This window comes from Cellulomonas sp. P24 (genome assembly GCF_024704385.1).
In the GTDB taxonomy this organism is placed as follows: domain Bacteria; phylum Actinomycetota; class Actinomycetes; order Actinomycetales; family Cellulomonadaceae; genus JAJDFX01.
This window is the reverse complement of the sequence record NZ_JAJDFX010000002.1, coordinates 4,319,198-4,341,383: the sequence shown is the minus strand read 5'-3', so window position 1 is coordinate 4,341,383 and position 22,186 is coordinate 4,319,198. Positions and strand designations below refer to the sequence as shown.

At 69.5% G+C, this 22,186-nt stretch carries 17 protein-coding genes and 2 pseudogenes; 14 read left to right on the top strand and 5 right to left on the bottom strand.

Annotated features, from left to right (window positions below; genetic code table 11):
• Window positions 1-32 precede the first annotated feature (32 nt).
• From uvrB to LJB74_RS20235, 3 genes are all read left to right on the top strand, one after another.
• Window positions 33-2,129 carry an excinuclease ABC subunit UvrB gene (gene uvrB, locus LJB74_RS20245; protein WP_259310199.1) on the top strand — a complete coding sequence of 699 codons (2,097 nt, stop codon included), beginning with the start codon at window positions 33-35 and terminating at the stop codon, window positions 2,127-2,129.
• Window positions 2,130-2,321: 192 nt separating this feature from the next.
• Window positions 2,322-3,365: a TerC family protein gene (locus LJB74_RS20240; protein ID WP_259310198.1), complete on the top strand. Its 1,044-nt coding sequence runs from the start codon at window positions 2,322-2,324 to the stop codon at window positions 3,363-3,365.
• The gene (locus LJB74_RS20235; protein WP_259310197.1) at window positions 3,362-4,339 is read left to right on the top strand and encodes a TerC/Alx family metal homeostasis membrane protein; all 978 of its coding nucleotides are present in this window, start codon (window positions 3,362-3,364) and stop codon (window positions 4,337-4,339) included. The genes LJB74_RS20240 and LJB74_RS20235 overlap by 4 nt, the downstream gene beginning before the upstream one ends.
• A gap of 64 nt (window positions 4,340-4,403) precedes the next feature.
• Here the strand turns inward: LJB74_RS20235 and LJB74_RS20230 are convergent, their stop codons facing one another.
• Window positions 4,404-4,694 (bottom strand): YciI family protein, encoded by a 291-nt coding sequence (locus LJB74_RS20230; RefSeq protein ID WP_259310196.1) that lies wholly within the window; start codon window positions 4,692-4,694, stop codon window positions 4,404-4,406.
• Between the two features lie 130 nt (window positions 4,695-4,824).
• Between LJB74_RS20230 and LJB74_RS20225 the strand changes: the two genes are divergently transcribed.
• Together LJB74_RS20225 and uvrA are read left to right on the top strand one after the other, a co-directional pair.
• Window positions 4,825-6,024, top strand: a complete 1,200-nt coding sequence (locus LJB74_RS20225) for an acyl-CoA dehydrogenase family protein (RefSeq protein ID WP_259310195.1) — start codon at window positions 4,825-4,827, stop codon at window positions 6,022-6,024.
• A 69-nt stretch (window positions 6,025-6,093) separates the two neighbouring features.
• Window positions 6,094-8,955 carry an excinuclease ABC subunit UvrA gene (uvrA, locus tag LJB74_RS20220; protein ID WP_259310194.1) on the top strand — a complete coding sequence of 954 codons (2,862 nt, stop codon included), beginning with the start codon at window positions 6,094-6,096 and terminating at the stop codon, window positions 8,953-8,955.
• 79 nt (window positions 8,956-9,034) lie between these two features.
• On the opposite strand, the gene LJB74_RS20215 is transcribed toward uvrA, so the two are convergent.
• Complete coding sequence (locus LJB74_RS20215; RefSeq protein ID WP_259310193.1) at window positions 9,035-9,541, bottom strand: OsmC family protein; 507 nt, start codon at window positions 9,539-9,541, stop codon at window positions 9,035-9,037.
• 71 nt (window positions 9,542-9,612) lie between these two features.
• Between LJB74_RS20215 and uvrC the strand changes: the two genes are divergently transcribed.
• The 9 genes and pseudogenes from uvrC (at window position 9,613) to LJB74_RS20170 (ending at window position 18,747) form a co-directional block, all read left to right on the top strand.
• Window positions 9,613-11,646 (top strand): excinuclease ABC subunit UvrC, encoded by a 2,034-nt coding sequence (gene uvrC / locus LJB74_RS20210; RefSeq protein WP_259310192.1) that lies wholly within the window; start codon window positions 9,613-9,615, stop codon window positions 11,644-11,646.
• A 17-nt stretch (window positions 11,647-11,663) separates the two neighbouring features.
• Entirely contained in the window at window positions 11,664-12,617 is a 954-nt protein-coding gene (gene rapZ, locus LJB74_RS20205; RefSeq protein WP_259310191.1) for an RNase adapter RapZ, read from the top strand.
• A complete protein-coding gene (yvcK, locus tag LJB74_RS20200; protein WP_259310190.1) occupies window positions 12,614-13,588 on the top strand; it encodes a uridine diphosphate-N-acetylglucosamine-binding protein YvcK in 975 nt (324 codons plus the stop codon). The genes rapZ and yvcK overlap by 4 nt, the downstream gene beginning before the upstream one ends.
• A gap of 15 nt (window positions 13,589-13,603) precedes the next feature.
• A pseudogene (whiA, locus tag LJB74_RS20195) lies at window positions 13,604-14,583 on the top strand (DNA-binding protein WhiA).
• 193 nt (window positions 14,584-14,776) lie between these two features.
• On the top strand, window positions 14,777-15,784 hold the full coding sequence (gene gap, locus LJB74_RS20190; RefSeq protein ID WP_259310189.1) for a type I glyceraldehyde-3-phosphate dehydrogenase: 1,008 nt from the start codon (window positions 14,777-14,779) through the stop codon (window positions 15,782-15,784).
• Window positions 15,785-15,906: 122 nt separating this feature from the next.
• Window positions 15,907-17,097, top strand: coding sequence for a phosphoglycerate kinase (locus LJB74_RS20185; protein ID WP_259310188.1), 1,191 nt, complete (start codon window positions 15,907-15,909; stop codon window positions 17,095-17,097).
• Between the two features lie 70 nt (window positions 17,098-17,167).
• Window positions 17,168-17,941, top strand: a complete 774-nt coding sequence (gene tpiA, locus LJB74_RS20180) for a triose-phosphate isomerase (RefSeq protein ID WP_259310434.1) — start codon at window positions 17,168-17,170, stop codon at window positions 17,939-17,941.
• 197 nt (window positions 17,942-18,138) lie between these two features.
• Window positions 18,139-18,384: a preprotein translocase subunit SecG gene (gene secG / locus LJB74_RS20175; protein WP_259310187.1), complete on the top strand. Its 246-nt coding sequence runs from the start codon at window positions 18,139-18,141 to the stop codon at window positions 18,382-18,384.
• A gap of 15 nt (window positions 18,385-18,399) precedes the next feature.
• The gene (locus tag LJB74_RS20170) at window positions 18,400-18,747 is read left to right on the top strand and encodes an RNA polymerase-binding protein RbpA (RefSeq protein ID WP_259310186.1); all 348 of its coding nucleotides are present in this window, start codon (window positions 18,400-18,402) and stop codon (window positions 18,745-18,747) included.
• A gap of 88 nt (window positions 18,748-18,835) precedes the next feature.
• On the opposite strand, the gene pgl is transcribed toward LJB74_RS20170, so the two are convergent.
• The 3 genes and pseudogenes from pgl to zwf form a co-directional block, all read right to left on the bottom strand.
• Window positions 18,836-19,624 (bottom strand): 6-phosphogluconolactonase, encoded by a 789-nt coding sequence (pgl, locus tag LJB74_RS20165; protein ID WP_259310185.1) that lies wholly within the window; start codon window positions 19,622-19,624, stop codon window positions 18,836-18,838.
• A complete protein-coding gene (gene opcA / locus LJB74_RS20160; protein ID WP_259310184.1) occupies window positions 19,621-20,538 on the bottom strand; it encodes a glucose-6-phosphate dehydrogenase assembly protein OpcA in 918 nt (305 codons plus the stop codon). The genes pgl and opcA overlap by 4 nt, the downstream gene beginning before the upstream one ends.
• A 49-nt stretch (window positions 20,539-20,587) precedes the next feature.
• Window positions 20,588-22,129, bottom strand: a pseudogene (gene zwf / locus LJB74_RS20155) (glucose-6-phosphate dehydrogenase).
• Window positions 22,130-22,186 lie beyond the last annotated feature (57 nt).

The following is a 22,186-nucleotide window of genomic DNA, read 5'->3' as shown; positions in this document are numbered from 1 at the left end:
AACCTGTCGGTGCACCCACGTACCGTTGAGTCATGCGCCCTGTCACCGATCTGCAGCGGACCGTGGCCCCGTTCGAGGTCGTCTCGGACTACACGCCCTCGGGTGACCAGCCGACGGCGATCGCCGACCTCGCTCGTCGCATCAACGCGGGGGAGAAGGACGTCGTCCTGCTCGGGGCGACGGGCACCGGGAAGTCGGCGACCACAGCGTGGCTGATCGAGCAGGTCCAGCGTCCCACGCTCGTGATGGCACCCAACAAGACGCTCGCCGCTCAGCTGGCGACGGAGTTCCGCGAGCTCCTGCCGAACAACGCCGTCGAGTACTTCGTCTCGTACTACGACTACTACCAGCCTGAGGCGTACATCGCTCAGACGGACACCTACATCGAGAAGGACTCGTCGATCAACGACGAGGTCGAACGGCTACGCCACTCCGCGACCAGCTCGTTGCTGACCCGGCGCGACGTCGTGGTCGTGGCCTCGGTGTCCTGCATCTACGGCCTCGGCACGCCGCAGGAGTACGTCGACAGGATGGTGCGCCTGTCGGTCGGGGACCAGATCGAGCGTGACGACCTGCTCCGCCAGTTCGTCGCGATGCAGTACACCCGGAACGACATGGCCTTCACCCGGGGAACCTTTCGTGTGCGCGGCGACACGGTCGAGATCATCCCGGTCTATGAGGAGCTGGCGATCCGGATCGAGTTCTTCGGGGACGAGATCGAGACGATCCAGACGTTGCACCCGCTCACGGGAAACGTCGTGCAGACCGTCCCGGACGTCTACGTGTTCCCGGCCACCCACTACGTCGCCGGGCCCGAGCGGATGGAGCGCGCGGTCTCGTCGATCGAGGCCGAGCTCGCGGACCGGTTGGCCGAGTTCGAGCGGCAAGGGAAGCTGCTGGAGGCGCAGCGGCTCCGGATGCGGACGACGTACGACATCGAGATGATGCGCCAGATCGGCTCCTGCTCGGGGATCGAGAACTACTCGCGTCACATCGACGGACGCGCACCCGGCACCGCGCCGAACACGCTCCTCGACTACTTCCCGGAGGACTTCCTGCTCGTCATCGACGAGTCGCACGTCACGGTCCCGCAGATCGGGGCGATGTATGAGGGCGACATGTCGCGAAAGCGGAACCTCGTCGACCACGGCTTCCGTCTGCCCAGCGCGATGGACAACCGACCGCTCCGGTGGGAGGAGTTCGTCGAACGCATCGGCCAGACGGTGTACCTCTCGGCGACGCCCGGCAACTACGAGCTGAGCATGTCGGACGGGGTCGTCGAGCAGATCATCCGCCCCACGGGGCTGGTCGACCCAGAGATCGTCGTGAAGCCGACGACCGGACAGATCGACGACCTCCTCGAGGAGATCCGGCTGAGAACCGCGCGGAACGAGCGCGTGCTCGTCACCACGCTCACCAAGAAGATGTCCGAAGACCTGACGGACTACCTGCTGGAGCGCGGCGTGCGGGTCCGCTACCTCCACTCCGAGGTCGACACGCTGCGCCGCGTCGAGCTCCTTCGGGAGCTCCGGCTGGGGGAGTACGACGTCCTCGTCGGCATCAACCTCCTCCGCGAGGGGCTCGACCTCCCGGAGGTCTCGCTGGTGAGCATCCTCGACGCCGACAAGGAGGGCTTCCTGCGGTCGGGGACCTCGTTGATCCAGACCATCGGACGTGCCGCCCGCAACGTCTCCGGCCAGGTTCACATGTACGCCGACCGGATCACCCCGGCGATGGCGCACGCGATCGACGAGACCACGCGTCGCCGGGCGAAGCAGGTGGCGTACAACCTGGAGAACAACATCGACCCGACGCCTCTGCGCAAGCGGATCAGCGACGTGACGGACATGCTCGCACGGGAGGACATCGACACCCAGGAGCTGCTGGCGGGCGGGTACCGGAAGCCGGCTCGCGGCAAGGCCCCCGTGCCGGGTGGTGCTCCGGAGAGCGGATCCCGGTCGCGTCTGGCCGGTGCGGCGGCCGGCGAGCTGGCGTCCCTCATCCAGGAGCTGAGCGACCAGATGCACGCAGCTGCCGGTGAGCTCCAGTTCGAGCTGGCAGCGCGGCTCCGGGACGAGATCGCGGGACTCAAGAAGGAGCTTCGGCAGATGCAAGCCGCCACGGCGTGACGCGATCGGCGCGCGCGGCAGGATGCGAGCGCGCGCGTCCGGTACGCTCGACCTGTTGGAGGGGAGTACGCCCCCGCGGTGGTGTCGTCATCACGGATGGTCCCGCGACCATCCCGGCACCATCGGTCCGGACCTGAACGTCCTGGCGGCGGAGACCTCCGGTACACCGTCATCGGTACCGGAGGTTGACACATGAGCGTTCCATTGTGGATCTGGGTGGCGACCGTCGTCGGCATCGCCGCCCTCCTGGTCTTCGACTTCTACACCCACGTCCGAACTCCACACGCGCCGTCGTTCCGCGAGTCGGCGTCGTGGAGCGCGGTCTACGTCGGCCTGGCGCTGGTGTTCGGCGTGGGGCTGGGGATCGTCTGGGGCTGGGGACACGGCGCCGAGTACTTCGCCGGCTACGTGATGGAGAAGAGCCTCTCGGTCGACAACCTGTTCGTCTTCCTCATCATCATGACGAGGTTCGCAGTGCCCAGGGAGTACCAGCAGAAGGTGCTGCTCGTCGGTGTGGCCATCGCCCTCGTCCTCCGTGGCGTGTTCATCTTCCTCGGGGCCGCGGCGATCGCGCAGTTCTCGTGGGTCTTCTACCTCTTCGGCGCCTTCCTCCTGTATACAGCGGTGACCCTCGCGCGGGAGGACCACGATCAGGAGAGGCCCGCCGACTACAAGGACCCCGCGCTCGTACGCCTGATGCGACGGCTGCTCCCGACGACGAACGAGTACCACGGCGACCGGCTCACGATCGCGCTGCACGGGCGGCGACTGCTCACCCCGATGCTGATCGTCATGGTGGCGATCGGCAGCACAGATGTCCTGTTCGCGCTCGACTCGATCCCGGCCGTCTACGGCCTGACGAAGGAGCCGTACATCGTGTTCGCCACGAACGCGCTCGCGCTCCTTGGGCTGAGACAGCTGTACTTCCTCCTGGGCGGACTGCTCCAGCGGTTGGTGTTCCTGTCGGAGGGTCTGGCGGTGATCCTCGGCTTCATCGGGATCAAGCTCGTGCTCGAGGCGTTGCACACCAACGAGGTGCCCTTCATCAACGGCGGAGCCGCCGTGGCGTGGGCACCCGAGATCCCGATCTGGCTGTCGATGATCGTGATCCTGGGCACGTTGACCGTCGCAACGGTGGCCAGTGTGATCACGACCGGCCGACGCGCGCGTCAGGTCGGAAGGACCGCGGAGGTGCGCTCGACCGATCCGGCCGTCACCGACACGAGCCGCCGGTGACCGTCACCCCGCTCCTGTGGATCACGTCGCTCGGCATCGCGGGACTCGTCCTCCTGGTGGACGTCACGGTCGTCGGGCGACGCCCGCACGTCCCGTCGACGCGGGAGAGCCTGCGCTACCTCGGTCTGTACGTCGGCCTGGCCGTCGCCTTCGGGCTGATGGTGTGGCTCATGTTCGGGTCGAGACACGCGGGGGAGTTCTACGCCGGGTGGTTGACCGAGTACTCCCTGTCGGTGGACAACCTCGTCGTCTTCCTCATCATCATGGCCAGGTTCGCGGTGCCGCGTGCCTATCAGCAGTCGGCGCTCCTCATCGGGATCATCCTCGCGCTCGTCCTGCGCGGCGCCTTCATCGCGGCGGGGTCAGCGGTGATCGCCTCCTTCAGCTGGGTCTTCTACCTGTTCGGCGCGTTCCTCGTGTACACCGCGGTCCAGATGGCTCGTGGTGCCGGCGCCGAGTCCGAGGAGTACCGCCCCCCGAGCGTCCTGCGGCTGGTGCAGCGCAGGATCCGCACCACGGAGGAGTTCCACGGTGTGCACCTGAGCGTGCGGATCGACGGTGTCCGGGTGGTGACGCCGATGCTGGTCGTTCTCGTCGCGATCGGCTTCACGGATCTGCTGTTCGCGTTCGACTCGATCCCGGCCGTCTTCGGCCTCACGACCGAGCCGTACCTGGTTCTGATGGCGAACGTCTTCGCCCTCATGGGGCTCCGCCAGCTCTACTTCCTCCTCGGCGACCTGCTCACCCGGGTCGTCTACCTGAACGCCGGCCTCTCGGTGCTTCTGGGCTTCATCGGGGTCAAGCTCGTGCTTCAGTCGCTGCACGACAACCAGCTGCCGTTCATCAACGGTGGTCAGCCGGTGCGCTGGGCGCCCCTCGTCCCGGTCAGCACGTCGTTGCTGGTGATCGTCGGGGTCCTCGTCGCGACCGCGGTGGCCAGCGCGTCACGGGCGCGACGCGTGCGCAGACGGTAGCCGCCGCACGCCGCGGCCAGTTCCTCAGCGCGTCAGTGCAGGAGTGCCTCGGTGCGCGAGCGCCTCAGCGCGGCTCGGCCCACGGTCCCAGCACGATGTCCCAGGTGCGCACGGTCGTCGTGGAGATCACACCGGCGCGGGCGAACGGGTCTCCGGCGAGCAGGTCGTCGAGCTCGTCGCGGTCGCGTGCGCGGAACACGAGGAGCGCACCCGGGGCACCCTCGGTGTACGGCCCGGAGCCGAGCAGGCTCCCGTCGGCGGCGAGCCGGCCGAGGTAGGCGCGATGCTCGGGCCGGACGGTGTCCTGCAGGTCTCGGCGTGCGTCGTAGGTGTACTGGACGGCGAAGGTCGGCATGGCAGCATCCTTGCGCATCCGGAAGCCCTACCGGCCGGCAGCGACACCAGGACGGCTCGCAGCGGCGGTGAGAGAGTGTCGTCATGACGGTGATCACCTGCGTGCGTCCCCGCGTCCGGAGGCGCGTGCGATGACGGCGCTCGTTCTTCCCGACGACCTGCTGGCGCGGATCTCTGCCCGGGCGCCCGGGTACGACCGTGACAACGGATTCCCTCATGACGACCTCGCCGACCTTGCCGAGCTCGGCTACCTGCGGGCCTTCGTGCCGGAACGGCTCGGCGGCGCCGGGATGGGACTGGCGCAGGTCGCCGAGCAGCAGGCGCGACTGGCCGCTGCGGCGCCGGCGACCGCACTCGCGGTGAACATGCACCTCGTGGTCACCGGTATCGCCGCCGTCCTCGCGGCGCGCGGTGACGAGTCGCTCGCGTTCGTGCTCGAGGACGCGGCGCGCGGCGAGGTGTTCGCGTTCGGGAACTCGGAGGCGGGCAACGACCTGGTGATGTTCGACTCGAAGACCCGCGCGGTCCCGACGCCGGACGGCGGCTACCGGTTCGACGGGACGAAGATCTTCACGTCGCTGTCGCCGGTGTGGACCCGGCTGGCGGTCTTCGGGCGCGACGACACCGACCCCGGGAACCCGCTTCTCGTCCATGCGGTGGTTGATCGATCTGCTCCCGGGATCCATGTCGGCGACGACTGGGACACGCTCGGGATGCGCGCCACGCAGAGCTGCACGACGGTGCTCGACGGCGTCGAGGCCCCACGCGGGCGCGTGTACCGACGTCTGCCCGTGGGGCCGAGCCGGGACCCCTTCATCTTCGCGTTGTTCGCGGTGTTCGAGATCCTCCTGGCGGCGGTCTACACCGGAGTCGGTCGCCGCGCCGTCGAGCTGGCCGTGGCGGCCGCGCACCGTCGGACGTCGATGAAGGGCGCGGGACGGACCTACGCACAGGACCCGGACATCCGCTGGCGGGTAGCCGATGCCGCGATCGCACAGGACGGCATCGAGCCGCAGGTGACCGCGCTCGCCCGGGACGTCGACGCACTCGTCGACCACGGGTCTCGATGGTTCCCCCTGCTCGTCGGCCTCAAGGTGCGGGCGACCGAGAACGCTCGCGTCGTCGTCGACCACGCGCTGCGCGTCGCGGGCGGGTCCTCGTACTTCTCCGGGAACGAGCTCGGTCGTCTGTACCGCGACGTCCTCGCCGGGATCTTCCACCCGTCGGACGGGGAGTCCGCGCACGCGACGGTGGCGAACGCGATGCTCGGCCCGGTCGTGACGGAGGCACCCGGAGGCGGCCCTCTCCGCGCGGGCAGCACGGACGACTGAGGTGCATGTCGACAGGCCGCCTCGTCGAACAGGTGTACGACTGTCGGTCCTCTGACCTACCATGGCCGGGTGAATGATCGTCTGGTGGTTCAGGGTGCTCGCGAGCACAACCTGCGCAACGTCGACCTCGACCTTCCCCGTGACCGGCTGATCGTCTTCACGGGCCTGTCCGGGTCCGGGAAGTCGTCGCTCGCCTTCGACACGATCTTCGCGGAAGGTCAGCGGCGCTACGTCGAGTCGCTGTCGGCGTATGCACGGCAGTTCCTCGGGCAGATGGACAAGCCTGACGTCGACTTCATCGAGGGCTTGTCACCAGCGGTGTCGATCGACCAGAAGTCGACGAACCGCAACCCTCGATCGACCGTCGGGACGATCACCGAGGTGTACGACTACCTTCGGCTCCTGTTCGCACGAGCGGGGACCCAGTACTGCCCCGTCTGCGGTGAGCGGGTCACCGCGCAGACGCCGCAGCAGATCGTCGACCGCCTGCTCGAGCTGCCCGAGGGCACGCGGTTCCAGATCCTCGCCCCGGTCGTGCGCGGACGGAAGGGCGAGTACGCCGACCTCTTCAAGGAGCTCCAGTCGAAGGGGTTCGCCCGCGCGCGGGTCGACGGTGAGGTCGTCCAGCTCAGCGAGCCACCGACGCTCGAGAAGAAGCTCAAGCACGACATCGAGGTCGTCGTGGATCGTCTCGTCGCGCGCGACGGCGTGCAGCGCCGCCTGACCGACTCCGTCGAGACGGCGCTCGGCCTGGCCGGTGGGCTCCTCGTTGCCGAGCTCGTCGACGCGGACATCGACGACCTCGCGCGTGAGCGTCGGTTCTCCGAGCACCGTGCGTGCCCGAACGACCACCAGCTCAGCCTCGAGGAGATCGAGCCGCGCACGTTCTCGTTCAATGCGCCCTACGGCGCCTGCCCCGAGTGCACCGGCATCGGTAGCCGGCTCGAGGTGGACCCCGAGCTCGTGATCCCGGACGAGGACCTCTCCCTCGCCGACGGCGCCGTGGCGCCGTGGTCGCAGATCTCCTCCGAGTACTTCACCCGCGTGCTCTCGGCGCTCGCCGGTGACCTGGGGTTCTCGATGGATGTGCCCTGGCGGGCCCTGCCCGAGCGTGCCAAGAACGCGGTGCTGTTCGGTGAGAACCATGAGGTGAAGGTGCGTTACCGGAACCGGTGGGGACGGGAGCGGCAGTACTCCACCGGGTTCGAGGGCGTCGTGACCTTCCTCGAGCGTCGGCACGGCGAGACCGAGTCGGACTGGTCGAAGGAGAAGTACGAGGCCTTCATGCGCGAGGTGCCGTGCCCCGTGTGCGAGGGCACGCGACTGAAGCCCGAGGTGCTGGCGGTGCGGGTCGGCGGCAAGTCGATCGCGGAGGTGTGCGAGCTCCCGCTCCGCGAGGCACGCGACTTCCTGGACGCGCTCGAGCTCGGCGAGCGCGAACGCACGATCGCCGCGCAGGTGCTCAAGGAGATCCAAGCCCGCCTCGGCTTCCTGCTGGACGTCGGGCTCGACTACCTGTCGCTGATGAGACCCGCCGGGACGTTGAGCGGCGGCGAGGCGCAGCGCATCCGGCTCGCCACGCAGATCGGCTCGGGGCTGGTCGGGGTGCTGTACGTGCTCGACGAGCCGAGCATCGGCCTCCACCAGCGGGACAACCGGCGCCTGATCGAGACGTTGACGCGCCTGCGCGACCTGGGGAACACGCTGATCGTCGTCGAGCACGACGAGGACACCATCCGTACCGCCGACTGGATCGTCGACATCGGTCCGGGTGCAGGCGAGCACGGGGGCCGCGTGGTGCACTCCGGCGACCTGGCGGGCCTGCTCGCGTCGCAGGAGTCGGTGACCGGTGCGTACCTCTCCGGCCGACGCTCGATCCCGATGCCCTCGCAGCGTCGCCCGGTCGACCCGGACCGCATGCTCACGGTCATCGGGGCGCGCGAGCACAACCTCGACGGCATCGACGTGAGCTTCCCGCTGGGCACCCTGATCGCCGTGACCGGCGTCTCGGGATCCGGGAAGTCGACCCTGGTGAACAGCATCCTGTACACGGTGCTCGCCAACGAGCTCAACGGTGCGCGCCAGGTCGCCGGTCGGCACAAGAGAGTGACCGGCCTCGAGCACCTCGACAAGGTGGTGCATGTCGACCAGGGGCCCATCGGCCGGACCCCGCGCTCGAACCCTGCCACCTACACGGGGGTCTGGGACCACGTCCGCAAGCTGTTCGCCGAGACGACCGAGGCGAAGGTCCGTGGCTACCTGCCAGGACGGTTCTCGTTCAACGTCAAGGGCGGTCGTTGCGAGGCATGCTCCGGCGACGGCACCTTGAAGATCGAGATGAACTTCCTCCCGGACGTCTACGTCCCGTGCGAGGTGTGCCACGGCGCCCGGTACAACCGGGAGACGCTCGAGGTGCACTTCAAGGGGAAGACCGTCGCCGACGTCCTCAACATGCCCATCGAGGAGGCCGCCGAGTTCTTCGCGGCGGTACCGGCGATCGCGCGCCATCTCCGGACGCTCGTCGACGTCGGGCTCGGGTATGTCCGGCTCGGTCAGCCTGCTCCGACGCTCTCAGGGGGCGAGGCCCAGCGGGTCAAGCTCGCCGCGGAGCTGCAGAAGCGGTCGACGGGGCGCACCATCTACGTCCTCGACGAGCCGACGACGGGCCTGCACTTCGAGGACATCAGGAAGCTCCTCGGGGTGCTGCAGTCGTTGGTCGACAAGGGCAACAGCGTGATCGTGATCGAGCACAACCTCGACGTGGTCAAGAACGCCGACTGGGTCATCGACATGGGGCCTGAGGGTGGGAGCGGTGGCGGGCGAGTGATCGCCGAGGGCACACCAGAGCACGTCGCGACCGTGCCGGGAAGCTACACGGGTCTCTTCCTCGCCGACGTCCTCGAGCTGGACCTGGAGCGTGCGAGCGCCTGACCACCGCGTCGGCCGGGCTCGACCGTCGTCGCAGTCGGGCGGTCCTCCGGGACCGTCTGGTCGACCTGGCGGTCGCGGCTCAGCTGACCGGACCGGTCGCGACGCGGACGGGTGCGGGGTCGATGCGCACCGGGACGCTGACGGACCGCGAGATGAAGCAGTACTCGTGGGCGCGGTGGTGCAGCGCCATCAGGTGGCCGTCGGACGTCGCGTCGACCGCCGTGCCGGTGCCGGAGACAGTGACGACGGGGTGAAGGACGACCTCGGTGAACTGACCGGCCCCGTGCGCCTCGACCCGCATCGTCGCCGTGGCCGCGTCGGAGTAGCCGACGACTACGACACCTGCCTCGGCCGCCAGGTGAAGGAACCACAGCATGTGGCACTGCGAGAGCGCCGCCACGAACAGGTCCTCCGGGCTGTGGCGGTGCGGGTCACCGCGGAAGGCCGGATCAGCCGAGCCGAGCACCGCAGGCTTGCCGTCGAACCGGATCTCGTGGTCGCGGCTGTACGCGCGGTACGAGGACGTGCCCGTCTCCCCGGCGCCGGTCCAGGTCACGTCGGCGGTGTAGGTGTGGAGGATGCCCATGTCTCACCGTAGCGACAGCACAGGGCACAGGCGCGCAAGCCGCGTCGGTGGGCTGAACTAGGCTCGACGGCATGGCTGATCCCGCCACGTACCGGCCGGCACCGGGGGAGATCCCCGAGCAACCGGGGGTCTACAGGTTCCGCGACGAGCACGGGCGCGTGATCTACGTCGGCAAGGCGAAGAGCCTGCGCCCACGGCTGTCGAGCTACTTCCAGGATCTTGCCGCGCTCCACCCGAGGACGCAGTCGATGGTCACGTCGGCAGCGTCGGTCGAGTGGACCGTCGTCGGGACCGAGGTCGAGGCCCTCGCCCTCGAGTACTCGTGGATCAAGGAATTCGATCCGCGGTTCAACGTGAAGTACCGCGACGACAAGTCGTACCCGTACCTCGCCGTCACGATGGCGGAGGAGATCCCGCGGGTCCAGGTGATGCGCGGCGCGAAGCGCCCCGGGACCCGCTACTTCGGCCCCTACGGGCACGCCTGGGCGATCCGCGAGACCGTCGACCTGCTGCTCCGGGTCTTTCCGGTGCGGACCTGCTCAGCCGGGGTCTACCGGCGGGCCGCGCAGGTCGGGCGACCATGCCTGCTCGGCTACATCGAGAAGTGCTCAGCGCCGTGCGTCGGACGGATCACCCCGGAGGACCATCGTGCCCTCGCGGCAGACTTCTGCGACTTCATGGCCGGGGACACCGCGAAGTTCGTCCGTCGACTCGATACGCGCATGCGCGCCGCCGCGGCGGCGCAGGAGTACGAGAAGGCCGCCCGTCTGCGCGACGACATCGCGGCGCTCGAGCGCGCGACCGAGCGCAATGCGGTCGTGCTCCAGGACGGCACCGACGCCGACATCTTCGCGCTCGTCGGCGACGAGCTCGAGGCGGCTGTGCAGGTCTTCCACGTCCGCGACGGACGGATCCGTGGCCAACGGGGCTGGGTGGTCGAGAAGGTCGAGGAGCTCACGGACGCCGATCTGGTCGAGCACCTCCTCCAGCAGGTCTACGGCGAGGAAGCGACGGATGTCCCGCCGCCGGGACGGTCCGGGGGGATGCGAGGCGATCGCCCGGCGGGCACCGTCGTCTCGGGGGCGGTACCGCGCGAGGTCCTGGTCCCGGTGCTCCCGTCGGACGTCGCGCAGGTGCAGTCCTGGCTGTCGGGGCTGCGTGGCGCGAAGGTCGACGTGCGTGTTCCCCGGCGGGGTGACAAGCGCGAGCTGGCGGAGACGGTGCGGCGCAACGCCGAGCAGGCCCTCGCGCTGCACCGCACACGCCGGGCGGGCGACCTCACCACCCGGAGCCAGGCGCTGCGGGAGATCCAGGAGGCGCTCGACCTCCCGACGGCACCGCTTCGGATCGAGTGCTACGACGTGTCCCACACGCAGGGCACGTACCAGTCGGCCTCGATGGTGGTGTTCGAGGACGGGTTGCCACGCAAGAGCGAGTACCGGGTGTTCACGGTGCGGGGAACGGACGGCGACGGCGCGACGGATGACACCGCGGCGATGCGTGAGGTGATCACCCGGCGGTTCGCGCGGCACGTCGACGGCCGCACGGTCTCCAAGGACGAGGAGACCGGTGCGGAGGACGCGGCTGCCCTCGAGCCGGCACCGCTGCGGTCCGGTCCCATCGACCCGACGGCCGCGCGACCGCCCCGGTTCGCCTACCCTCCGAACCTCGTCGTGGTCGACGGCGGACCACCCCAGGTCGCCGCCGCCGCCGAAGCCCTGGCGTCACTCGGCGTGACGGACGTTGCGCTCTGCGGGCTGGCGAAGAGGCTCGAAGAGGTCTGGCTGCCGGCCGAGGACTACCCGGTGATCCTTCAGCGCAGCTCCGAAGGCCTGTACCTGCTGCAGCGGGTCCGCGACGAGGCGCACCGGTTCGCGATCTCGGCGCACCGCAAGAGGCGCAGCAAAGGGATGACGGTGTCGGCGCTGGACGACGTGCCTGGGCTCGGGCCGACGCGCTCTGCTGCGCTGCTGAAGGCGTTCGGGTCGATCGCCCGCCTGCGTGCCGCCTCCGTCGAGGAGCTCGCCGCGGTTCCGGGCATGGGGTCGAAGACCGCGGCAGCGGTCCACGCCGCGCTCGCACCTGCGTCCGGTCCGCCGTCATGACCTGGCATGCTGGGGCCATGAGCGAAGAACCGTCGCCCATCACGGTGCCGTCAGGAATCCCTCAGCTCGAGGCGACCACGGCCGCACCGCGACTGGACATGCCCGAGCTTCTGATCATCACCGGGATGTCCGGTGCCGGTCGCACGAGGGCTGCGGCGGTGCTCGAGGATCTCGACTGGTACGTGGTGGACAACCTTCCCGTGCAGCTCCTCTCGCACCTCGTGGGGATGGTGACGCACTCCGGGCCACGAGCGACGCGTCCCGAGGCGCTCAAGCTCGCCGCCGTGGTCGACGTCCGGGGTCGCGAGTTCTTTGCCGACATGTCGGGCGTGCTGGAGTCCTTGCGGGACTCAGGTTTCGCGTACCGCGTGCTCTTCCTCGACGCATCCGACGAGGTGCTCGTCCGGAGGTTCGAGCAGGTGCGCCGGCCGCACCCGCTCCAGGGTGACGGGCGGGTTCTCGAGGGCATCACCGCAGAGCGCGCGCTGCTCGCGTCGATCCGCGAGCGGGCAGACGTCCTGATCGACACCTCGGCGCTGAACGTGCACGATCTCGCGCGGGAGGTCCGGGCGGCGTTCGCCGACGGCGGCGACGACGCGCTGCGCATCAACGTCGTCTCGTTCGGGTTCAAGTACGGGATCCCGCTCGACGCGGACCATGTGGTGGACGTGCGATTCCTCACGAACCCCTACTGGATCACTGAGCTCCGCCACCTCACCGGTCGCGACGACGCGGTGCGAGACTACGTCCTCGGACTGCCGGGCGCCCGCGAGTTCGTGGAGCGCTACGTGGACGCGCTCGAACCGGTGCTCGCCGGGTACCTCAACGAGGAGAAGCGGTACGTGACGATCGCCGTCGGGTGCACCGGCGGCAAGCACCGATCGGTCGCCATCAGCGAGGCGATCGCAGCCCGACTGCGAGAGCGAGGTCAACGGGTCACCGTCGCGGCTCGGGACCTCGGCAAGGAATGAGACCGGGGAGTCCCACGGGGCCGGCGGTCGTCGCCCTGGGCGGCGGTCACGGCCTGTCGGCCACGCTCTCGGCACTCCGGCTCATGACCGAGGCCATCACGGCGGTGGTCACGGTCGCCGACGACGGAGGTTCGTCCGGACGGCTCCGGTCGGAGCTCGCGGTGCTTCCGCCGGGCGACCTGCGGATGGCGCTGTCGGCGCTGTGCGACGACTCGGAGTGGGGCCGAACCTGGCGTGACCTGCTCCAGCACCGGTTCAGCTCGTCCGGAGGCCTCGACCAGCACGCCGTCGGCAATCTCCTGATCGTCGCCCTGTGGGAGCTGCTGGGGGACACGGTCGAGGGCCTCGACCTGGTGGGCCGCCTGCTCGGGTCACGCGGCCGGGTCCTGCCGATGGCCGCAGTCCCGCTCGAGATCGAGGCGGACGTCGTCGACGCGGACGGAGCCACGCAGACCGTCCGCGGGCAGAGCACCGTCGCGGTCACCCGCTCGCGCATCCAGCACATCCGGCTGCTCCCGGACCGTCCGCCGGCATGCCCGCAGGCGATCGAGGCGGTGCGGGCCGCCGACTGGATCATCCTCGGACCCGGGTCCTGGTACACGTCGGTCCTTCCGCACCTCCTGGTCCCTGAGCTCTCTGCCGCGCTCCACGAGACCCGTGCACGTCGGCTCGTCACGCTCAACCTCTCACCGGAGATGGGGGAGACCGCAGGGATGGGGGCCGCCGACCACCTGCGCGCGCTCGCCCAGCACGCACCGGAGCTGCGGATCGATGCCGTCGTCGCCGACCCGAGCTCCGTGCCGGACGTCGGACCGGTGATCGACCAGGCGGAGTCGATGGGCGCGAGGCTCTTGTTGCGGCAGGTCAGAACGGGTGACGGGTCGGCGCGTCACGACCCGCTGCGGCTTGCGGCGGCGTACCGGGACGTCTTCGAGGACTTCTTCGGCGACGTCGGAACACCCTCGAGGTAGTGGCAGGATGTCGCCATGGCTCTGACGGCACAGGTGAAGGACGAGCTCGCACGGCTGACTGTCGACAAGACCTCGTGCCGTAAGGCGGAGGTGTCGGCCACGCTGCGGTTCGCCGGTGGCCTGCACATCATCTCGGGCCGGATCGTCATCGAGGCGGAGCTCGACACGGGCATCGCCGCGCGCCGGCTGCGGCAGGCGATCGCTGAGGTGTACGGGCACTCGAGCGACGTCGTGGTCGTCTCCGCGGGCGGGCTCCGCAAGGGGAGTCGCTACGTCGTCCGCGTGGTCAAGGACGGTGAGTCGTTGGCGCGGCAGACCGGCCTCCTGGACAACCGCGGTCGGCCCGTTCGAGGACTGCCCCCCAGGTGGTGTCCGCCGGGGTGGGGGAGGCCGAGGCCGCGTGGCGTGGCGCCTTCCTCGCGCACGGGTCCCTGACCGAGCCGGGGAGGTCGGCCGCTCTCGAGGTCACCTGTCCGGGCCCGGAGGCCGCCCTTGCCCTGGTCGGAGCCGCTCGTCGGCTCGGCATCTCCGCGAAGGCACGAGAGGTCCGCGGTGTCGACCGGGTGGTGATCCGGGACGGCGACGCGATCGCGGCGATGCTGACCCGGCTGGGTGCGCACGACGCCATGATGGTCTGGGAGGAGCGGCGCATGCGCCGCGAGGTGCGCGGCACCGCGAACCGACTGGCGAACTTCGACGACGCGAATCTGCGCAGGTCGGCGCGCGCGGCCGTTGCCGCCGGAGCGCGGGTCGAGCGCGCGTTCGAGATCCTGGGCCCGGACCTGCCCGAGCACCTGCGCGAGGCGGGCGAGCTGCGTCTCGCGCACAAGCAGGCGTCACTGGAGGAGCTGGGGAAGCTGGCCGAACCGGCACTGACCAAGGACGCCGTCGCCGGGCGGATCCGACGGCTCCTCGCGACCGCGGACAAGAGGGCGAACGAGCTGGGCATTCCGGACACGGAAGCCGGTCTCAGCCCGGACCTGCTCGACCTCTGACGGACTGTCCGCAAGACGACCTTGGTCCCGCAGGAGCACCCCCTTCGGGTATAGGCTCGGCAATGCCGGTGGTCCTGGGACCGACATCGCGTCGTGCTCTCGGCAAGGCCTCGGTAGCGCACATCGGCGTGCGTGCTCACCATCAACGTAAATGTGTGCGCCGACGCTGTCGGCGCGTGCCGAGGAGGGCTCTGTGACCATCCGCGTCGGAATCAACGGCTTCGGTCGGATCGGACGTAACTTCTTCCGCGCCATCCTGGCGTCCGGAGCAGACATCGAGATCGTCGGGGTCAACGACCTCACGGACAACAAGACGCTGGCGCACCTGCTCAAGTACGACTCCGTGCTGGGTCGGCTTGCCGGCGAGGTCTCGTACGACGAGGACTCGATCACCGCAGGTGGCATGACGTTCAAGGTGCTCGCCGAGCGCGAGCCGGCGAACCTGCCGTGGGCCGCTCTGGGTGCCGACATCGTGATCGAGTCGACCGGCTTCTTCACGGACGCGACCAAGGCGAAGGCGCACATCGACGCCGGTGCCAAGAAGGTCATCATCTCCGCTCCGGCGAAGAACGAGGACGCCACCTTCGTCGTCGGCGTGAACCACACCACGTACGACGCCGCGACGCAGCACGTCATCTCGAACGCGTCCTGCACGACGAACTGCCTCGCGCCGATGGCCAAGGTCCTCGACGAGACGGTCGGCATCGAGCGTGGCCTGATGACGACGATCCACGCCTACACGGGTGACCAGAACCTGCAGGACGGTCCGCACCGCGACCTGCGTCGTGCGCGTGCGGCGGCGATCAACATCGTCCCGACCTCGACCGGTGCGGCCAAGGCGGTCGCCCTGGTTCTCCCGCAGCTCAAGGGCAAGCTCGACGGCTTCGCGATGCGCGTGCCGACCCCGACCGGCTCGGCCACCGACCTGACCTTCACGGCCTCGCGCGAGACCACGGTCGAGGAGATCAACGCGGCGATCAAGGCTGCCTCGGAGACCGAGGGCCTCAAGGGCATCCTCACCTACACCGAGGACCCGATCGTGTCGACCGACATCGTGACGGACCCGGCCTCGAGCATCTTCGACGCCGGCCTCACCAAGGTCATCGGCAACATGGTCAAGGTCGTGGCGTGGTACGACAACGAGTGGGGCTACTCCAACTCGCTCGTCAAGCTGACGACGTACGTCGGCGAGCGTCTCTGACCTTCGTCGCACCTGCAAGAAGTTGACGTGAGTCCACGGGCCCCGCGCGACCTCCGGGTCGTCCGGGGCCCGTGGACTCCGTCATGTCACCCCCGAACGACCTCACAGCGAGGATGTGCAGCATGAAGACGATCGACGACCTCGGCGACCTGAGCGGCAAGACGGTGCTCGTTCGCTCCGACCTCAACGTGCCTCTCGACGGCACGACCATCACCGACGACGGCCGGGTCCGGGCCGCCGTGCCGACGATCAAGGCACTGCTCTCCGCAGGGGCCAAGGTCGTCGTGGCGGCGCACCTGGGCCGCCCGAAGGGCGCACCCGAGGCGAAGTACTCGCTCGCGCCCGTCGCCGTGCGTCTCGGAGAGCTCCTCGAGGTCCCGGTCCACCTGGCCGCGGACACCGTGGGCGACTCCGCCAAGGCGACCGTCGCGGCGCTGTCCGCCGGCGAGGTCGCGATGCTCGAGAACATCCGGTTCGACCCGCGGGAGACGTCCAAGGACGAGGCGGAGCGCGGCGCGCTCGCCGACGACCTCGCCGCTCTGGCCGACGTGTACGTGTCGGACGGCTTCGGCGTCGTGCACCGCAAGCAGGCATCCGTGTACGACATCGCGCTCAAGCTCCCGGCAGCGGTGGGCAGCCTCGTGCTCAAGGAGGTCGAGTCGCTCAAGCGGGCGACCGAGGACCCGGAGCGCCCGTACGTCGTGGTTCTCGGGGGTTCGAAGGTCTCCGACAAGCTCGGCGTCATCGAGAACCTCATCGGCAAGGCTGACCGGCTCCTCGTCGGGGGCGGGATGGTCTTCACGTTCCTCGCCGCGCAGGGCCACTCGGTCGGCAACTCGCTGCTCGAGTCCGACCAGATCGAGACGGTGAAGGGCTACCTCGCGCTGGCAGCGGAGAGGGGCGTCGAGATCGTCCTCCCCACGGACATCGTCGCAGCGGACGCATTCGCCGCAGACGCACCGCACGCGGTCGTCGCAGCCGACGCGATCCCCGACGGGAAGATCGGCCTCGACATCGGCCCCGACTCGCAGAAGCTGTTCGCGAGCAAGATCCTGGACGCCAAGACGATCGTCTGGAACGGACCGATGGGCGTCTTCGAGTTCGCTGCGTTCGCCGGCGGCACCCGCGCGGTCGCCCAGGCCTTGGTCGACACCGAGGGCTTCAGCATCGTCGGTGGCGGCGACTCTGCCGCGGCCGTGCGCCTGCTGGGCTTCGACGAGAGCAAGTTCGGCCACATCTCCACCGGTGGGGGCGCCAGCCTCGAGTACCTCGAGGGCAAGACCCTTCCCGGCATCGCCGTCCTCGACCGCTGAGCGACGGCTCACCTCACCGCTTCCTCCACCCGAACGAAGGACTGACGTGGCAACGAGCCGTATCCCGCTGATGGCGGGCAACTGGAAGATGAACCTTGACCATCACCAGGCGATCCAGCTGGTGCAGAAGCTCGCCTGGACGCTCAAGGACGCCAAGCACGACTTCAGCTCCGTGGAGGTCGCGGTCATCCCGCCGTTCACGGACCTGCGCAGCGTGCAGACGTTGATCGACGCCGACAAGCTGGAGATCGTCTACGGGGCGCAGGACGTCTCGGCGCACGCCGGTGGCGCGTACACCGGCGAGATCTCGCCGGCGATGCTGGCGAAGCTCGGGGTGACCTACGCCGTCGTCGGGCACTCGGAGCGTCGCGAGTACCACGCCGAGGACGACGCGACAGTGGCGGCCAAGGCTGCCTCAGCGTTCAGCGAGGGCATCGTGCCGATCGTGTGCGTCGGCGAGGGCCTCGACGTCCGGAAGGCGGGCCAGCAGGTCGAGTACACGCTCGCCCAGCTCGAGGGATCGCTCGCGGGACTACCGGCCGACAAGGCCGCCAGCGTCGTGATCGCGTACGAGCCGGTGTGGGCGATCGGGACCGGTGAGGTCGCGACTCCGCAGGACGCGCAGGAGGTCTGTGCGGCCATCCGAGGCAAGCTCGCCGAGCTGTACAGCCAGGAGCTCGCCGACGGTGTCCGCGTCCTCTACGGCGGTTCGGTGAAGTCGGGCAACGTGGCGTCGATCATGGCGCAGCCGGACGTCGACGGCGCCCTCGTCGGCGGTGCGAGCCTGGACGCCGAGGAGTTCGCGGCGATCGCCCGGTACCAGTCCCACCAGGTGGGTCTCTGAGGTACCGGCCTCGCCGGCCAGGTCGTTGACCTGGCAAGGCAGTGATCGACGGTGTCGTCCCGGTGCCACCTGGGCACCGGGACGACACCGGTCCGTCGGGAGTCGCGGTTCGTTGGCCGGATCGGCTCCACGTCGCCTACCCTTGACTGCGACCGCTCACCGCGGTCGCTCCCGTCCCGTGAGGATCGATTCAGACCGTGTCTGCCCTGCGTATCACCCTTCTGACGCTGCTCTGCCTCACCAGCCTGCTGCTGATCCCGTTGGTCCTGCTCCACAAGGGCAAGGGCGGCGGTCTCTCCGACATGTTCGGCGGCGGTGTCACGAGCAACATCGGGAGCTCCGGCGTGGCCGAGCGCAACCTGAATCGACTGACCGTCATCGTCGCGCTCGTGTGGGCGGTCATCATCATCCTGCTCGGGCTTCTCGAGCGCGTCGCGCCGTGACTTCGGAGGATCATCGTGGCTAGTGGCAGTGCGATCAGAGGATCCCGCGTCGGTGCCGGACCCATGGGCGAGGCCGAGCGCGGGGACACGGCCCCGCGGGTCTCGATCTCCTACTGGTGCGCGAACGGGCACGAGACGCGCCCCAGCTTCGCCGCGGAGGCGCGCGACGACGCACCCGCGACGTGGGACTGCCCGCGGTGCGGCTTCCCCGCCGGTCAGGAGCAGCTGAACCCGCCGGAGCCGGTCAAGAACGAGCCGTACAAGACGCACCTGGCCTACGTCAAGGAGCGTCGGAGCGACCAGGACGGTGTCGACATCCTGGACGAGGCACTCGCCGCGCTCCGAGCACGCCGCGGCAACTGAGACTCGCGACGACCCCGCCGCGAGAGCCCGGGGCTCGACGAAGGTAGTCTGCTCGGCGAGCTCGGCCCCGTCACCAGGACGACTGCGCCTAGCTCGGTGAGGGTGTCGAGGACGGTGCCGGCACGGCGATCTCGGCCGCAGCGGCCGCGTCGAGCAGCCACAGCGTGCTGACCTGGCCGCGCACCCGAGCGGCCGGAAGCGCGGCGCCTGCGAGTGCTGCCGCGACCGAGGGTGCCTTCTCGGCACCTGCCACGACCAGCCACACGGCCTCGGCGACGCAGATCGCCTCGTTCGTGAGCGATACACGGTCCGGGGGTGGCTTCGGCGCGTCGTGAACAGCCACGACCGTGGCACCCGAGGCGAGCTCGGCCGTGTTCCCCGGGAACAGCGACGCGACGTGACCGTCCGGACCCATGCCGAGCAGGACGACATCGAACGGGGGGACTGCGGGGCGCGGAGCCCCGACGGTCGCATGCGCGGCGAGCTCGGCCGCGTAGGCGGCCGCGGCGTCCTCCGCCGACGTGATCCCGTCCGACCCGGCAGCGGGGAACGGGTGGACGTTCGCGGCCGGGAGGAGTGGCGCCAGCTCGTCCAGCAGGGCGCCGCGCGCCTGTGTCTCGTTGCGATCCGGGTGGCCGGAGGGGAGGAACCGCTCGTCCCCCCACCACAGGTGGACCCCGGACCAGTCGATCGCGTCCCGACCCGGGTGATCCCGGAGCGCGGCGAGGACACCGATGCCGACCGTCCCGCCGGTGAGCACCACATGGACCGGCGTCCGGACGGACTGGAGGTCGACGAGCCTGACGACGAGCCGCGCCGCGGTGACCTGGGCGACGGCGTCCGCGTCGGGGTGGGCGACGACCCGCGACGTGCTCATGCGTCGAGCCTTGCGAGCCCCTTGGTCAGCACCTCGCCGTAGACGTCGTCGGGGTCGAGGCGACGGAGCTCCTCGGCGAGGCACTCCTGAAGCTGGCGGATGGGCAGCGCGATCCGGTGCTCGGGCTGGTCGGGCTGGCGCAGGGCCGCCGTCTTGCCGTCCGGACGGTACAGCACGATGTCACCGGATCGACGTTCCAGCCGCACCTCGGTGATCGCGGGAGCGTCGGGCTCCCGACGGATCTCGATCGGGCAGCGCAGCTCCTGCGCGAGCCACGCGGCGATCATGTCCACTGACGGGTGCGTGCTCTCGCCGGCCACGACCACCCGCTGGACGGGCTCGTACGGCGGCTGGTCGAGCGCGGCGGCGAGCAGCCCCCGCCAGAGGGTGATCCGGGTCCAGGCGAGGTCGGTGTCCCCGGCCGTGTACACCGTGCTGAGGCGCCGGAGCGTCTCGAAAGGATGGGCGCACTCGCTCGCATCGGTGATCCGCCGTTGTGCCATCTTCCCGAGCATGCTCTCCGACGGGTTCGCCGGAGACTCGTACGGCCACCAGATCACGATCGGGGCGTCCGGGAGCAGCAACGGGATGACCAGCGTGTCTCCGTGCGCAGGGAGGTCGCCGGACGGCCGGAGCACCACGACCTCGCTCGCACCGGCGTCCCCGCCGAGTCGGATCTCGGCGTTGAGCGTGCGGCCGGTCTCGGCCGACCTCGGCGCGATCACGATCACGCGGCACGGGTGCTCGTGGCTGGCCTCGTTGGCGGCCGCCACGGCCTCCTCGACGTCGCGGTCGCCGACATCGATCACGAGGGTGAGGACACGGCCGAGCGCGACCGCACCACCCTCGTCGCGCAGCTTGACGAGCCGCTTGTTGACGTCGTTCGTGGTGGTACCGGGCAGGTCGATGATCATGCCGCTGACTCCGTTCCGGGCCGCTGGACGTGCGGGAAGGTGGGTGCGGTCATGGCCGCCGCCAGGTGCGACCGTCGCGTGCCAGCATCGCGTCTGCCGACTCGGGTCCCCAGGTACCGGACCGGTACGTGTCGGGCTTGCCCTTGCTGGCCCAGAACTGGGTGATCGGGTCGAGGATCTTCCACGAGAGCTGAACCTCCTCGTGGCGGGGGAAGAGCGGCGGGTCGCCGAGAAGCACGTCGAGGATCAGGCGTTCGTATGCCTCGGGGGAGGACTCGGTGAACGCGTGACCGTAGCCGAAGTCCATCGTGACGTCGCGCACCTCCATCGCCGTGCCGGGGACCTTGGCGCCGAACCGGAGGGTGACGCCCTCGTCGGGCTGCACCCGGATGACGAGGGCGTTCTTGCCGAGCTCCTCGGTGGCCGTCGACTCGAACGGCAGGTGCGGCGCGCGCTTGAAGACGACGGCGATCTCGGTGACCCGTCGGCCGAGGCGCTTGCCGGTCCGGAGGTAGAAGGGGGACGCCTGCCCATCGCCTGGTGTCGATGTCGACCCGGATCGCAGCGAAGGTCTCGGTCGTCGAGGACGCCGGGATGCCGTCCTCGTCGAGATAGCCGCAGACCTCCTCGCCGCCCTGCCATCCGGCGGCGTACTGGCCGCGTGAGGTATGACGCGCGAGGTCCTTCGGCACGCGGACGGCCGACAGCACCTTGATCTTCTCCGCGCGGAGGTCCCGCGGGTCGAACGAGACGGGCTCCTCCATGGCGGTGAGCGCGAGGAGCTGCAGCAGGTGGTTCTGGATGACGTCGCGCGCGGCACCGATGCCGTCGTAGTAGCCGGCCCGGCCGCCGATCCCGATGTCCTCAGCCATGGTGATCTGGACGTGGTCCACGTAGTTCGAGTTCCAGATCGGCTCGAACATCTGGTTCGCGAACCGCAGAGCAAGGAGGTTCTGGACGGTCTCCTTGCCGAGGTAGTGGTCGATCCGGAAGACCGAGTCGGGCGGGAAGACCTCGGACACGACGTCGTTCAGCTCCTCGGCGCTCTTCAGGTCATGGCCGAACGGCTTCTCGATCACCACACGGCGCCAGGTGTTCTCCTTCGGCTGCGACAGGCCCGACGAGGCGAGCTGACGGCAGACGAGTGGAAAGGCGCTCGGCGGCACCGAGAGGTAGAAGGCGTGGTTGCCTCCGGTCCCACGCTTCTCGTCGAGCTCGTGGACCGTCGAGCTCAGCTTCTCGAAGGCCTCCGGGTCGTCGAAGCTTCCCTGGACGAACCGGATCCCTTCCGCCAGCTGCCGCCAGGTCGCCTCGCGGAACGGTGTGCGCGCGTGCTCCTTGACGGAGTCGTGGACGATCTGGGCGAAGTCCTGCGTCTCCCAGTCGCGGCGCGCGAAGCCGGTGAGGGCGAATCCTGGGGGAGCAGCCCCCGGTTCGTGAGGTCGTAGACCGCCGGCATCAGCTTCTTGCGTGCCAGGTCACCCGTGACGCCGAAGATCACGAGACCGCACGGACCGGCGATCCGCGGAAGGCGACGGTCGCGGACGTCGCGCAGGGGATTGTGGTCGGCAGTGATCTTCGAGGGGCTCATGGGCGGTCCAAGTGGTCGGTGGGACGCGGCGGCGTCCCGGGCGGTGCAGACGCGGCG